At 64.7% G+C, this 13843-nt stretch carries 13 protein-coding genes and 1 pseudogene; 4 read left to right on the forward strand and 10 right to left on the reverse strand.

All coding sequences use genetic code 11. From position 1 onward, the window contains the following. The 10 genes and pseudogenes from AB6804_RS21260 to AB6804_RS21305 form a co-directional block, all read right to left on the reverse strand. Positions 1-122: pseudogene (locus AB6804_RS21260) on the reverse strand (2-methylcitrate synthase); the annotation flags it as partial. 23 nt (positions 123-145) lie between these two features. After that, a complete protein-coding gene (prpB, locus tag AB6804_RS21265) occupies positions 146-1042 on the reverse strand; it encodes a methylisocitrate lyase (RefSeq protein WP_370888138.1) in 897 nt (298 codons plus the stop codon). A gap of 13 nt (positions 1043-1055) precedes the next feature. Beyond that, the gene (locus AB6804_RS21270) at positions 1056-1340 is read right to left on the reverse strand and encodes a Rieske (2Fe-2S) protein (protein ID WP_370888139.1); all 285 of its coding nucleotides are present in this window, start codon (positions 1338-1340) and stop codon (positions 1056-1058) included. 11 nt (positions 1341-1351) lie between these two features. After that, positions 1352-1540 (reverse strand): hypothetical protein, encoded by a 189-nt coding sequence (locus AB6804_RS21275; RefSeq protein WP_370888140.1) that lies wholly within the window; start codon positions 1538-1540, stop codon positions 1352-1354. Between the two features lie 18 nt (positions 1541-1558). Then, positions 1559-2155, reverse strand: coding sequence for an RBBP9/YdeN family alpha/beta hydrolase (locus AB6804_RS21280; protein WP_370888270.1), 597 nt, complete (start codon positions 2153-2155; stop codon positions 1559-1561). A gap of 23 nt (positions 2156-2178) precedes the next feature. Next, complete coding sequence (locus AB6804_RS21285; protein WP_370888141.1) at positions 2179-3504, reverse strand: MFS transporter; 1326 nt, start codon at positions 3502-3504, stop codon at positions 2179-2181. Between the two features lie 118 nt (positions 3505-3622). Next, complete coding sequence (locus tag AB6804_RS21290; RefSeq protein ID WP_370888142.1) at positions 3623-4678, reverse strand: 3-keto-5-aminohexanoate cleavage protein; 1056 nt, start codon at positions 4676-4678, stop codon at positions 3623-3625. Positions 4679-4745: 67 nt separating this feature from the next. Further along, complete coding sequence (locus AB6804_RS21295) at positions 4746-5594, reverse strand: TauD/TfdA dioxygenase family protein (RefSeq protein WP_370888143.1); 849 nt, start codon at positions 5592-5594, stop codon at positions 4746-4748. A 10-nt stretch (positions 5595-5604) separates the two neighbouring features. Continuing rightward, the gene (locus AB6804_RS21300) at positions 5605-6585 is read right to left on the reverse strand and encodes a quinone oxidoreductase (protein WP_244796328.1); all 981 of its coding nucleotides are present in this window, start codon (positions 6583-6585) and stop codon (positions 5605-5607) included. A 23-nt stretch (positions 6586-6608) separates the two neighbouring features. Beyond that, entirely contained in the window at positions 6609-7595 is a 987-nt protein-coding gene (locus tag AB6804_RS21305) for a universal stress protein (protein WP_370888144.1), read from the reverse strand. Positions 7596-7715: 120 nt separating this feature from the next. On the opposite strand from AB6804_RS21305, the gene AB6804_RS21310 reads away from it, so the two are divergent. From AB6804_RS21310 to AB6804_RS21325, 4 genes are all read left to right on the forward strand, one after another. Beyond that, positions 7716-10400: a LuxR C-terminal-related transcriptional regulator gene (locus tag AB6804_RS21310; RefSeq protein WP_370888145.1), complete on the forward strand. Its 2685-nt coding sequence runs from the start codon at positions 7716-7718 to the stop codon at positions 10398-10400. A gap of 220 nt (positions 10401-10620) precedes the next feature. Next, positions 10621-11745: a porin gene (locus tag AB6804_RS21315; RefSeq protein WP_370888146.1), complete on the forward strand. Its 1125-nt coding sequence runs from the start codon at positions 10621-10623 to the stop codon at positions 11743-11745. 21 nt (positions 11746-11766) lie between these two features. Beyond that, a complete protein-coding gene (locus AB6804_RS21320; RefSeq protein ID WP_370888147.1) occupies positions 11767-12129 on the forward strand; it encodes a BON domain-containing protein in 363 nt (120 codons plus the stop codon). 35 nt (positions 12130-12164) lie between these two features. Further along, positions 12165-13841, forward strand: coding sequence for a fatty acid--CoA ligase (locus tag AB6804_RS21325; protein WP_370888148.1), 1677 nt, complete (start codon positions 12165-12167; stop codon positions 13839-13841). The last annotated feature ends 2 nt before the right edge of the window (positions 13842-13843 follow it).

Here is a 13843-nt window from a genome sequence, read left to right on the forward strand (position 1 = left end):
TCGTTGCCGGTCTTGCCGACCGTGCACAGCGCGGTATTGCCCGCCGTCACGCCGGACAGCGCGACGGATTTCTTCGGTTTGAACGTGTCGCTGTTCGGTTTGCTGTTGTCTGCTTCGCTCATTCGATTCGTCTCCGGAACTTGAGTCAATTCTTCGCCGCGAAGAGCTTATCAAGCTTGTCTTCGTAGGCGTGATAGCCGAGATACTGGTAGAGATCGGCGCGCGTCTGCATCGTTTCGACCGCGGCCTTTTGCGTGCCGTCGCGCATCACGGTTTCATAGAAGTTCAGCGCGGCCGCATTCATCGCACGATACGCCCCGCAGCAATAGAGCGCGATATCGACGCCGCCATCCCGCAGTTCATCGGTCGTGAAGAGCGGCGTCGAGCCGAACTCCGTCAGATTGGCGAGAATCGGCACGCGCACGGCGGACTTGAAGCGGCGGTAATCGTCGAGCGAGATCATCGCTTCAGGGAAGATCATATCCGCGCCGGCTTCGACGTAAGCCATCGCGCGCTCGATCGCCGCATCGATGCCTTCGGAAGCGGCGGCATCGGTGCGCGCCATGATGACGAAACTATCGTCGGTGCGTGCATCCACCGCTGCCTTCAGGCGATCCACCATCTCCGCCATCGGCACCACTTCCTTGCCCGGACGATGCCCGCAGCGCTTCTGCCCGACCTGATCTTCGAGATGCACCGCCGCCACGCCCGCCTTGATGCACGACCGGATGGTGCGCGCGATGTTGAACGCGCCACCCCAGCCGGTGTCGATATCGACGAGCAGCGGCAGGTTCGTCGCATCGGTGATGCGGCGCGCGTCGGTCAGCACATCGTCCATCGTGCTGATGCCGAGGTCCGGCATGCCGAGCGAGTTTGCGGCCACGCCGCCGCCCGACAGATACAGCGCCTGAAAACCGACCGCTTCGGCCATCTTCGCCGCGTAGGCGGTGATCGCGCCGACCACTTGCAGCGGCGGATTCGTTTCGACGGCGGCGCGGAACGCCGCGCCGGGACTCGTCTGTTCGCGATGTTGCTTGATCACTTTCTCTCTCCTTCTACTCGATGCCTTCGACACACAGTTTCGTCAGGCACACATCGGGCGCACCGACCATGCATCCCGACACGAGGTCGAAGCGCAAGCCATGCGCGGGACATTGCAGGATGCGTCCATCGAGACGGCCATTGGCAAGCGATGCGCCGTTGTGCGGACACGCGTTGTCGATTGCGTGAATCACGCCTTCGATGTTGAACAGCACGACGCTGCGTCCATCGACGAATGCGAGCTTGCGAGAGCCGGGCGCGATGTCGCGGGCGTGAGCGATGGGAATGGTTCGCGTCATGGCCGCTTCCTTCAGCTTCGCCACGAATCCAGCGCGCCGGATGGCGTGTGCCCGTCCATCCAGTCGTACGGCTCGCGGGTGCAACCCCACGCCCATGTCCGCACCGGCGTAGCCGGCGATGCCTTGACAGGCGTGCCGGATGACGTAGCCGGTTGTTGTTCTGCCGCGTCAATGCCGGCGTTGGCGGTGAGTTCAGACATTCGTGCTTCTCCTGATGGTTATGCGTAACGGTGATGCAATGGCTCGAGACACAGCTCGGCGATGAACTCGTCGGCGAGCGGCCACTCGCCGTATCCCGAAGCGGGATTCAGATGACCGGCCGCGCCGATATCGACGAAGCGGCTGCCCCATGCCTTCGCCAGTTCCGCGACGCGCTCGATGGCTGCCAACGGATCGTTGCTGCTCGCGGCGACGATGCTAGGAAAGCCTAAGCGCACGTGCGGAACGGGCAGCCAGCCGTGCTGCCGAAGCATGTCCGGCGTGGGATATCCGTCCGGCAGCGGCACGTCGAAATCGGGCGGCGTGGCGAGCAGCGCGCCGCGAATCCGTCGCTGATGCTGCGGATGACGTTGCGCCCAATGCGCGGCGATCATTACGCCTGCGCTGTGCGCGACGAGCACTACCGGGCCGTCGATCCTGGCGAAGGCGGCATCGAGCGCGGCGACGCGGGCTGCGCAGTCGAGCTTCCCGTGCGTGAGCGGCGGCACCGTGTGCGCGTTCGGCAGCCGGCGTTCCAGCAGCGTCTGCCAGTGATCGTCGACGTGATCGCGCAGACCGGGAACGATGAGAATCGTGGGAGTCGAAGTCATGGTCATGTCTGATTGCCCGTAGGTGATGTTCATTTCGTCACCGCCGCGCCGCGCAGTGCGTCGATGCGGTCCAGGTCGCGCGCGTATCTCGATCTGCCGATGGCGAACGCGAGCATCGCCGGGATACTCACGAGCGGAACGATTTGCAGCGCACCCAGCAGACCGATGCGATCGGCAATCGCCCCGGTGACGATCGGGCCGGGCGCGAGGCCGAGCAGATTGTTGGCGAGCGTGAGCGTCGCGAAGGCGGAAGCGTGAATCGCCGCCGGCGTCAGGTTGGCCACCATCGCGCCGGCCGGCCCGGACGTGCCCGCCACGACGAGAATCCCCGCGCCGAGCAACACGAGCTGCATCACGCCGGCATCCAGACGAAAGCTGATGGACAGCAACACCGCCGAGCTTAGGCAATAGGCGATCGACGTCATCCACTTGCGGGAGGGCGCATTCCGGCAAAGGCGGTCCGTCACGACGCCGCACACGACCATGCCGACGCCGCCCAGCAGCACGAACACCGCAGCGCCCGCGGCGGCCTTATCGGCGGGCAGCGCGTAATAGCGATTGAGGAAGCTCGGCATCCACGCGATCACCGCGCCCATGATGAAGAGCTGCAAGCCGCTGCCGAGATAGGCGCAGACCACCGAGACCGTCGAGAACAGGCCGGCGAGCAGCGCACGCAGGCTCGTTCGCATGCCGCTCGCGTGCCGCTTCCTGGACGGCGCATCGGGAAAGCGCGCGGCGATGCGTTTGTCCGACACGACGAACAGGTAGGCGATCACCAGCACGAAGCCGAAGCACGCCATCGCGCCGAACGAGGCCCGCCATCCCAGATGCACCGCGACGAAGCCGCCCAGCGCCATGCCGAGCACGGAACCGAACGCGCCGCCCGCCATGAATGCGCCGGTCAGTGTCGAACGCAGGTGCGCCGGAAAGATGCTGAGAATCAGCGCGATGCCCACGCTTCCATACGCCGCCTCGCCGAGACCCACGAACGCGCGGGCCAGCAGCATTTCGCCGTAGTCCGTGGCGATCGCGCAGCCGAGCGTCGCGAGACTCCAGAGCGTCGCCATCAGAATGAGGCTGCGCACGCGGCCCCAGCGGTCTGCCAGCACGGAAAACGGAAACGTCAGGAGTCCGACCATTAATGCAACGACGCCGCTCAGCGAGCCGAGTTGCGTGTCGGACAGGCCCCACGCGTGCTTGAGCAGCGGAAACACGGCGTTCAGCACTTGCCGCGACATGTAGTCCGATAGCAGCAGGCCGAAGGTCAATGCGAACACCACCCACGCGTACTTGCGCGAGGCGGCCGTGACGGCGCGGACGCCGCCCGTTTGCTGCTGGATGCAATGGATATCCAAGATTGTCTCCTCCGATGTCCGGCGCGAGTCTTTGTCATGCGTTGAACGCAGGGACCCTTTGTTGGTTGCGCCGTGGACGGTTCATTCAACGATGCGGACGACGTCCGCATCACCGGTTTCAGGCTGCGCGCAGCGGAAGATTGACCTGACCGGCCGTGCGATTCGGCGACATGCCGTTCGCGGCAAGCGTCTGGTCGACGGTTTCGTACTGCACGCCGATGCGATAGATCGCGCGTGCTTCCTTGCCCGTGGCGATCTCGCGCCCCAGTTCACGGGCGACGCGCACGCACTGCTCGATCTGCTGCACCGACGTCATGCGATTGCCGTGCTGATCGATGATCGTGTCTTCGATGCCGCAGCGCGGATGCAGGCCCATCGACATCGCCATCATGTTGAACGGCAGCACGTTCTTCAGCAGCGATTCGGCGGTCAGCGTGCAACCGTCCGGCGCACGGTGAACGAAGTTGAAGAAGTTGAACGGGTTCGGGCCGTCGAAGCCGCCGCCGATGCCGATCCACGTGAGATTCAGCGGTCCCTTGTAGACGCCCTTGCGCACGAGTCGCTCGAGCGTTTCGAGCGCATGGATGCCGGTAAGCTGGAAGTGCGGCTGAATGTTCGCCGCCTGAAGGCGCTTCAGATGCTCCTCGACCCATGCCGGGCCCGCAGGCACGGTCATTTCACTGTAGGCCGCCTGATACATCGGATGCGCGAGCGACGTGCCTTCCAGATACGCCGGATACAGCAGCTCCATGATGTTCATTTGCGTCGTGTTGATCGCGACCGTCACCTGATCGGGCTTCGGATCGAGTTCGGCGAGCATGTGGCGCGTATCGTCGGACAGCCACTTGGCCGCCTGACCGTCGTCTTCCGGCGCGAACGATATCGAGCCGCCGACCTGAATGATCATGTCCGGCGCCGCTTCGCGCACTCCGGCGATGAGTTCGTTGAACTTCGACAGGCGCTTGGAGCCCTTGCCGTCGAGTTCACGCACATGCAGATGCAGGACGGTTGCGCCCGCGTTGTAGCAGTCGACCGCTTTCTCAACCTGCTCGTCCATCGTCACCGGAATGTCTTCCGGAAAGTCGGACGGCATCCACTCCGGGCCATACGGCGCGACCGTGATTACGACCTTGTCCTGGTTCTCGGGGTGCAGGGAATCGTCGAGGAATTGCATGTGTTACTCCAGTGTCAATGAAAAAAGAGAGTCGGGCGTTCGTTGCGATGCGAGGGCGTGTTTCGAATCAATAAGGCACGTCGCCGATGATCCCTGCGCGCTCCATCTTCCGATGGCAGGGCGGGTAGTCCATCACCGCGTAGTGCTGCGTGCTGCGGTTGTCCCATATCGCGATGCTGTTCTTCTTCCAGCGCCAGCGGACCTGGTATTCGGGGATGTACGCCTGGCTGATCAGATAGCTCAGCAGCTGGCCCGCACCCGGATTCGCGTCCTGGCCGAAGCGCACGCGCTCGGGCGTGTGGTAATTCGTGAAGTGCGTCGTGAATGCGTTGACGAAGAGCGTCTTTTCGCCGGTCTCGGGGTGCGTGCGTACGACCGGATGCTCGGCATCGGGGAACTGAGCCTTCAGTGCGTGGCGCTTTTCGATCGGCATGGCCGCGCCAAAGCTGGCTTCGATGCTGTGGCGCGCCCGAAGGTCGGCGATCTGCGTCTTGATGTGCGCGGGCAGATTCTCGTAAGCGAGGACCATGTTCGCCCAGATCGTGTCGCCGCCGACGGGCGGGCACTCGATGCAACGCAGCACGCAGCCGAACGGCGGCGCCGCACGCCAGGTGGCATCCGTATGCCACGCGTTCTCGTAGCGGTCGTTAGGCTGCTCGGGGTTCTTGTAGATCCGCACGAGCCCCGGATGCTCGGGATCGCTGCCCGCAACCGGATGATCTTCCAGTTCGCCGAAGCGTCGCGCGAACGCGACGTGCTCGGCGCGCGTGATGTCCTGATCGCGCAGAAACAGCACGCGATGCGCGAGCAGCGCGGCGCGGATGTCGGCGAAGAGGCCGTCGTCGTGAATCGCATCGGCGAGAGTGACGCCGGTGAGTTCGGCTCCGATGGAGCAGGTAAGTGGTTCGACGCGCATCTGTATCTCCTTACACGACGAAAATGGATGAGCCGGTGGTCTTGCGCGACTCGAGATCGCGATGCGCCTGCGCGGCATCCTGCAACGCATAGCGCTGATTGATCTCGATGCGGATGCGCCCGCTGGCCACGTGGCCGAAGAGTTCGCTTGCGAGCTCGTTCTTCTCGGCGGGATCGGCGATGTAGTCGGCGAGCGCCGGGCGAGTGAGATACAGCGAGCCTTTCATCGCGAGCAACTGCGGATTGAACGGCGGAACCGGACCCGATGCCGTGCCGACGCAGACCATCAGGCCGCGGCGCTTCAGCGAATCGAGCGATGCGTCGAAGGTGTCCTTGCCGACACTGTCGAACACCACGTCCACGCCCGCGCCATCCGTCAGTTCGCGCACGCGCTTGGCGACGTCTTCGCGGCTGTAGTCGATGACATGCGCGCAGCCGTGAGCGCGTGCGATCTCGGCTTTCGCTTCGCTCGACACCGTGCCGATCACCGTGACGCCGAGCAGCCGCGCCCATTGCGACACGATCAGCCCGACGCCGCCGGCGGCCGCGTGGAGCAGGACCGAATCGCCTGCCTTGAACGCGTGAATGCGGCGCATCAGATACGACGCGGTGAGGCCGCGCATGGTCATCGCGGCGGCGGTAGCGCATTCGATATCGCCCGGCAGCCGGATCAGCGCGGCAGCAGGCGCGAGACGTTCGGTGCTGTATGCGCCGAGCGTATTGACGAACCCGGTGTAGGTCACGCGATCGCCCACGCGCACGCTGTCGACGCCTTCGCCAAGCGCCTGCACGACGCCTGCGGCTTCGACGCCCATGCCCGCGGGCAGCGGCACGGGATACAGTCCCGAGCGAAAGTAGGTATCCGCGAAGTTGAGGCCCACGGCCTCGTGACGCAGCCGCACCTGGCCGGGGCCGGGCTTGCCGACTGCGACTTCTTCCCATTGCAGAACTTCAGGGCCGCCTGTTTCGTGGAAGCGAATTGCGTGTGCCATCGTTGTATCTCCGTTTAGTCTGTTCAATCTTTCGATGCGCGCGGGCCGTATGCGCCGCCCGTCATGTCGTTTCTCGTGACCTCGTCTGAGAGGCCGGCCGAGTTGAATCGCCAGTCGATTTCGGCCCAGTCCGCATAGCTCAGGTAACGCCGTGCCGCCGGCAGGATTACGCCCTGTTCGCGGCCCATCCATTCGTGGACGATGCGCGCATAGGCGTCGAGCGTCGCTTCGAAAAGCTCGGGCTTCGGTGAGTCCTGCGAGTCTCGTCCGATCATTCGTGCGAGTTCGCCAAGCATCTCGTCATCGCGCTGATGCAGCCGGTCGAGTTCGGCCAGTTCGGCGTTCACGCGCGATGTCCGCTTGCGAAGGCGCTTGAAGATCGCAGCCTTCTGCTTCAGGTGCGCACCGCCCGCCGATAGCCGGTTTATCCTGCGGACGGTCTCGCGCATCGTTTCAGCCGAGGCAAGCGCGCCGCGAGTCCGCTCCATGCGCACCGTGTCGAGACACTCGTGCAGCGTGTCGGCGAGCATGCGATGCGCGTGCAGCAGCGCGCGGATCGAAGCCACCACGGCGGGGCGCTGGTCTGTTTCGCAACACAGCACGGCGGGACGCAGCGCGTCGCGTTGGCGATGTTTTGGCGCGATGCAGCCGGCTCCTGCCGTGTTCGCGCTCGTGCAGATGAGATCGCAGCCGTGCCGCTCCGCTTGCGCGATCATCGCGTCGAACGATTCATCGCTCGCGACGATCATCGACGTGCACGGAACGCCCTGCGCACGAGCGCCGGCTTCGGCACGTGCGAGCCATTCGCGGGCGCGTCCGTCGGTTTGCCAGCGCGGCGCGCCGATGTCGCCGCCAGCAGGCGCTACATGCAGGAAGGTGATGCGTGCGCCGATCGCATGGGCAAATTCGGTGGCATGACCGATCGCTTCGATGCGCGCGTCGGTGTCGCCGACAGGGACGAGCAGATGCTGGTACATGGTTATGCGCTGTGGGACGATGCGTGAATTCATGCTTTGCATCGTAGTTGAGCGCGATCCGGCGCGACCCTCTCACGGCGGGAGGGGTTGACGCCTCCCATCGATTAGAACGATGCTGTGTTCGATCGGACCCCTCTTCGTGCATTGGCTTCCATGACAAGCGATGCGGCGCCCCTGACGACCGAACTGGTCCTGAAGACCATTGCGCCGCGCGCGCCGCTGAATCTGCTTGTGCGGCGCAGATTGAGCGCCGATGCCGCGCCTTATCGCGACCGTCAAATCACCCTCGTTCAAGCGCCGGCGGGCTACGGCAAGACCTCGCTGCTCGCGCAATGGCGACGCGAATATTTGGCGCGCGGGTCCGCCGTGGCCTGGCTTCTCGCCGACGAACGGGATGACGCGGGGCGGCTCTTGCGCGCGCTCGTGCAGGCCGTCAAAACGGGCTGCGCGCGTTCGGGCTTCGGCGCGCTGCTGCTCGACGGCGCGCTCGCGTCCGAGGGGACGCTGGATGGCGCAACCGCATGGCTTGCGGAAATCGCGGTGCTGTCGATGGACGTGGTGCTCATCATCGACGAGGCCGAGCGCCTGCCGCCCGCCGGCGCTGAATTGCTCACGTATCTGCTGCATAACGCGCCGCAGAATCTGCGTGTGGTCGTCGCCGGGCGAAGCGGACTCGAAGCGCCGATGGCCGATTTGCTGCTCTATGGCGAGGCCACGCTCGTCGGTCCCGATGCGTTGCGCTTCCGGCTCGACGAAACAATCGCGCTGATTGGCAACCGATTCGGCGCGCAGATGGATGCCGACGCCTGCGCGCGTCTCTATGAAGCGACCGATGGATGGCCGCTCGGATTGCAGCTCGCGGTGGCCGCGATGACGCGCGCCACGGACGCCCGGCAGGCCGTGGAGACCATCGCGTCCGGGCCGGGCGGACTGGGCGAGCATCTCGTCGGTGCGTTGATCGCGGATTTATCGGCGCAAGACGAGGCGTTTCTGACGCGCATCAGCGTGGTCGACATGCTGCATCCGGACCTGTGCGAAGCGCTGACGGAATGCGCCGAAACGCCGGCCCGGCTTGCGCGCCTCGTGCGTGAGACGCCCGTTTTCATCACCGTCGAAGACAGCGCGTGGTGCCGCATTCATACGCTCGTGCGCGATGCATTGCGCACGCGTTTCGCGCAGATGCCCGCCAGCGAGCGCAAGGCGCTGCATGCACGCGCAATGCGATGGTTCGTCGGGCGCGGCATGATCGAAGAGGCCGCGCGCCACGCGCACGCGGCGGGCGAGCACGAGACCGCCTACGAACTCGCCGAGCGCAGCCTGGACGAAGCGGTGCGTCAGGGCCACCTGAGCCTCGTGCTCGACTGGCTGGAGCTGATCCCGAAGCCCGAGCTGGAACGGCGTCCGCGCTTGCGCCTGGCTGCCGCGTGGGCGCTCGCGCTCGGGCAGCGCCACGACGAGGCCCAGCGTCAGGTCGAACAGATCCTGACCGGCCCGGCTGTCGACGTGAAGCTGCGCTACGAGTGCGCGCTGATTCTGAGCGCAGCCGCCTATTTCGCCGATGAACCCGATCGCTTTCTCGCGCTCTTCGAGCCGTGGGCCGAATCGCCGCCCGAAGGAGGAAGCTGGCTCGCGCAGGGTCACGCGAACCGTCTGGCGGCCCGCGCGATGATGCTCGGGGAACCCGCCCAGGCGCGCCGCGCGCAGCAACGCCCGCGGTCCGCCGACGACGGCGAAGGTGTCGAGTTTCTGATGCGATGGGGCGGATACATCACCGGGTCGAGCTATCTATGGGAAGGGCAGATGGCGCTCGCCGAAGACGTGCTGAGGCCCGCGCTCGCGAGCGTCGAGGCCCGGCACGGCCGGCGGCATCCGATGACTTGCATCTTCGCGGCGGCGTGTGCGGACATCGCCTACGAGGACGACCGGCTCGACGAAGCGGCAGCGCTTCTGTCGAACCGCATGGACGTGCTCGAACGCGCCGGAACGCCGGATGCCGTCATCCTCGCCTATCACACGGCCGCGCGGCTCGCGGTGGTTCGCGGCGGCGAACATCGCGCGCTGGACATGCTCGAAGCAATGCACGCGCTCGGCGTGAGCCGGCGTCAGCCGCGCCTTTGCATCGCGAGTCTCGCGGAACAGGTCCGCATGCACGCGGGCCGCTATCGCATCGAGACGTGTCAGGCGCTGGTGCGCCGGATCGACGATATCGTCGCGCACGAAGGCGGCCGCGGGCCGGTGTGGCGGACTTCGGTCGCGCTGTTGCAGCGGCTCGCGCACGCGGACGCCGCGCTCGCCGCGCGAAGCTGGCAGCAGGCGCGCGAAGCACTCGAAGCGGCGGCGCAGCAAGCCGGCGAGATGAAAATGGGCCGATGCCGCATCGAAATCCTGGCGCTACGAGCGTTCGCGCTGCACGAAGAGGGCGCGGACGGCGCGGCGCTGCTGCGCGAAGCGATGAATCTCGCGCAGACTTTCCGCCTGCGCCGCACGCTCGTCGATGCTCATCCTTCGCTCGCGGACTGGGCGCGGCGCATGGACGATGCCTCGTCGCCCGATGACATCGACAGGACGCCCGCCGCGTATCCGAACATGAGGCCGCCGCGGCGAGAGACGAATGGACCGCGCGCCGTGCCGAGCGTCGTGCTGACGCCGAAAGAGCGCGAGATCCTCGAACTGCTCGCGCGCAATCTGACGAACAAGGAGATCGCGCGCGCGGGGATGATCGGCGAAGGCACGGTCAAGTGGCATCTGAAGAACCTGTTCGGCAAGCTCGACGCCAGCTCGCGCAAACATGCGGTGCGGCGCGCTGTCGTGCTCGGATTGCTCGAAGGCACGCAATGACTGCGCGCCGGACGTCCGCTGGCTAATCCACCTTCCCCCTCCCGCCGCGAGAGGGGCCGCCTGTGTGGTCCTTCCGTATTCTTGCTGCATGACTTCACGAGATCGTGAAGCGACCCATCCGGCGATGACTTTCTGGTCCGCTTTCCCGATGCGCGATTGACCGGCTCCATCACTGCTGCCACCCCGGCACGCGTGCAAGCCAGAACAATATGGATACCTCATGAAACGAAAGATTCCATGCCTTGCCGCACTGCTCGCGTGTTCCGGCGCCGCATCCGCGCAAGGCTCCGTCACCCTTTACGGCGTGGTCGATGCCGGCTTGCTCTATCAGAGCACGGCTGCGGCTTCGTTCGCGCCGAACGCTCCCAATCTCGGCAAGGTGTATCGCTACAAGGACGGCGGCATCTACGCGAGCTTCTGGGGCCTCAAGGGTAGCGAAGACCTGGGCGGCGGGTACAAGCTCAACTTCCGCTTGCAGAGCAGCTTCGATACCGGCACCGGCCGGTCCGGCCTCTCCGACACGCCCGGCGTCCCCGCGTCATTCAATCAGTTCGCGACGGTCGGCCTGACCGGTCCGTTCGGCACTTTCAACGCGGGCCGCCAGATCGTGCCGATGATCTACGCGATGTACGACACGGATGTGCGCGGAGCACAGTACTTCGGCAGCATTCTGACCGCGTGGCTCGGCATGAATCAGGTGGCCGGCTGGAGCGGCACGAGCACGAACGCCGCGATTGGCGCGCTGTACGACAGCAATGCGCTGGTCTATGAGTCGCCGAAGTTCTACGGGGCGTCCGTCGCGCTCGAATATGCGCCGGGCGGCGTCCCGGGCCAGTTCAAGGGCGGCACGCGCGAATCCGCTGTCCTCAAGTATTCGAACTATGGCCTCAATCTGTCCGCGGTCTATTACAACGGACACGACACGAGCCCCTTGCCCGGCGTCGCGCCGACGGGCCTGAACAACAACCGCTTCATGTACTTCGGCGCGATGTACACGTTCCGCGATTTCTCCGTCTCGGGCTCGTATAGCCGGGGCAAGAATCCGGCCAACACCGGTCGCGCGGACTACGACCTCTATGCGGCCGGCCTCGGCTACCGCTTCAGCCCGGTGCTCAAAGTCACCTCGGGGTTCTACTACCTGAAGGACAACAACAACTCGACGAACCATTCGAGCGAAGTCGCGGTCGGCACTGAATACAGCCTGTCGAAGCGCACGCTCACTTATGCGCAAGTCGGCTACGTCGACAACCACGGAACGATGAATCAGACCATCGTCTATGGACAGCCGGTGGCGCCGGGAAAATCGACGACCGCGGCCATGGTCGGCGTGCGCCACAACTTCTGACGGGAGCAATCCGTGCGAAAAATGAAACCGAATGCATATCGATGTGCGGCCCTGATCGTCATTCTGGCGATGGGCGCAATGATTCAGGCAACCGAAGCAAAGGCAGCGGAGAGCACGCCTTCAGTCGCGTCGGCCGCCAGCGCGCCCGTGCCGACCAGAACGCAAAACCGCGCGCTGCGCAGGAGCGTCTATGCCGCCTTCGCAAAAGACAAGGCGATCGACGCAGGCGATATCGGCGTCAGCGCGAAGGACGGCGACATCACGCTGACCGGCACGGTCGTCGACGCGGCGCATATCGGCAAGGCCGCCGAACTGGCGAGCGGCGTGCCCGGCGTCAGGTCGGTCACAAACAAGCTGACGGTCAAGCGGCCTTTCGGGCAATGAGCGGCGGTCCCATGCAACAGATCACGGAAACACACATGAATCAGCAGATGTTCGAAGCGGCTCCATCGGCGTATGCGTACCCGTTGCTCATCAAGCATCTTCTGCATACGCCGATGGCTCACGCGCCCGATCAGGAAATCGTCTATCGCGGCACGACGCGCCTCACCTATCGCGGCATGCAGGAACGCATCGCACGGCTCGCCAATGGCCTCACGCGCCACGGCGCGACGATGGGCAGCACGGTCGCGGTAATGGACTGGGACAGCCATCGATATCTGGAATGTTATTTCGCCATCCCGATGATGGGCGCCGTGCTTCAGACGGTCAACGTGCGGCTCTCGCCTGCGGAGATCGCCTATACGATCAACCATGCGGGCGCGCACATCCTGCTCGTGCATAGCGACTTTCTGCCCGTGGTTGAATCGATACGCGATCAGCTCGAATCGGTGCGGGCCGTAATCTTGATCGACGACGAGCGCGACGAAGCGTACGCGCACACCATCCCGTTCGCCGACGAATACGAAGCCATGCTCGCAGCGAGCGAGCCCGCCTACGACTTCCCGGATTTCGACGAGAACACGCGCGCCACGACGTTCTATACGACCGGCACGACCGGCTTGCCGAAGGGCGTCTACTTCTCGCATCGGCAACTCGTGTTGCACACGATCACCGGCATGGCCGCGCTCGCGAGCCCGGCATCCGGGCAACGCTTTCATCGCGGCGACGTGTACATGCCCATCACGCCGATGTTCCATGTCCACGCATGGGGCATGCCGTATATCGCGACGATGCTGGGCGTGAAGCAGGTCTATCCCGGCCGCTATGTGCCCGAACGCCTGATCGAACTCGTGCGCGACGAAGGCGTCACGTTCTCGCATTGTGTCGGCACCATCCTGCACATGCTGCTCGGTTGCCGTGACGCGAAGAGCGTCGATTTGAGCCGATGGAAGGTCGTCATCGGAGGCGGCGCGCTGCCGCATGGACTGGCGAGCGCCGCGCTCGAGCGGGGCATCGACATTTTCGCGGGCTATGGCATGTCCGAAACCTGCCCGCTGCTCAGCCTGGCGCAACTGAAGCCGGGCAGCGAGGAACTCGATGTCGAAGAGCAAGTGGCGCTGCGTTGCAAGACGGGTCTGCCGATACCGCTCGTCGATCTGCGCATCGTGAACGAGGAGGGCGCCGATGTCGCGCATGACGGACGCGCGAGCGGCGAGATCGTCGTGCGTGCGCCGTGGCTCACGCAAGGGTATCTGAAGAATCCCGAGGCATCGGCGGCGCTCTGGGACGGCGGCTATCTGCATACGCAGGACATCGGAAGCATCGACAGGAACGGTTATCTGCAAATCACCGACCGCATCAAGGACGTGATCAAGTCGGGCGGCGAATGGGTGTCGTCACTCGAAATAGAGAGCCTGATTTCGCTCTATCCGGCAGTCTCAGAAGTCGCGGTGATAGGCGTCAAGGACGAGAAGTGGGGCGAGCGGCCGGTGGCCCTCGTGGTGCTGAAGCAGGGCATTACGCCCGCTGCATCGGCGGACGAGATCCGGAATCACGTGCTCGCGTTCAGCGAAACCGGGCGAATCTCGAAGTATGCGGTGCCGCAAATCGTGAAGATCGTCGATCAGCTCGACAAGACTAGCGTCGGCAAGTTGAACAAGAAGCGGCTGCGCGAGCAATTTGCGCAATCGCTCGAACGGGAAGCATCAGCATGAGT

The organism is Caballeronia sp. RCC_10 (assembly GCF_041360715.1).
Lineage (GTDB): Bacteria > Pseudomonadota > Gammaproteobacteria > Burkholderiales > Burkholderiaceae > Caballeronia > Caballeronia grimmiae.

Excerpts from the sequence above, each read along its gene's own strand:
- AB6804_RS21270 (WP_370888139.1), bottom strand. The coding sequence starts at position 1,340 with ATGACGCGAACCATTCCCATCGCTCACGCCCGCGACATCGCGCCCGGC.
- AB6804_RS21275 (WP_370888140.1), bottom strand. The coding sequence starts at position 1,540 with ATGTCTGAACTCACCGCCAACGCCGGCATTGACGCGGCAGAACAACAA.
- AB6804_RS21280 (WP_370888270.1), bottom strand. The coding sequence starts at position 2,155 with ATGACCATGACTTCGACTCCCACGATTCTCATCGTTCCCGGTCTGCGC.
- AB6804_RS21290 (WP_370888142.1), bottom strand. The coding sequence starts at position 4,678 with ATGCAATTCCTCGACGATTCCCTGCACCCCGAGAACCAGGACAAGGTC.
- AB6804_RS21295 (WP_370888143.1), bottom strand. The coding sequence starts at position 5,594 with ATGCGCGTCGAACCACTTACCTGCTCCATCGGAGCCGAACTCACCGGC.
- AB6804_RS21300 (WP_244796328.1), bottom strand. The coding sequence starts at position 6,585 with ATGGCACACGCAATTCGCTTCCACGAAACAGGCGGCCCTGAAGTTCTG.
- AB6804_RS21305 (WP_370888144.1), bottom strand. The coding sequence starts at position 7,595 with ATGAATTCACGCATCGTCCCACAGCGCATAACCATGTACCAGCATCTG.
- AB6804_RS21310 (WP_370888145.1), top strand. The coding sequence starts at position 7,716 with ATGACAAGCGATGCGGCGCCCCTGACGACCGAACTGGTCCTGAAGACC.
- AB6804_RS21315 (WP_370888146.1), top strand. The coding sequence starts at position 10,621 with ATGAAACGAAAGATTCCATGCCTTGCCGCACTGCTCGCGTGTTCCGGC.
- AB6804_RS21320 (WP_370888147.1), top strand. The coding sequence starts at position 11,767 with ATGAAACCGAATGCATATCGATGTGCGGCCCTGATCGTCATTCTGGCG.
- AB6804_RS21325 (WP_370888148.1), top strand. The coding sequence starts at position 12,165 with ATGAATCAGCAGATGTTCGAAGCGGCTCCATCGGCGTATGCGTACCCG.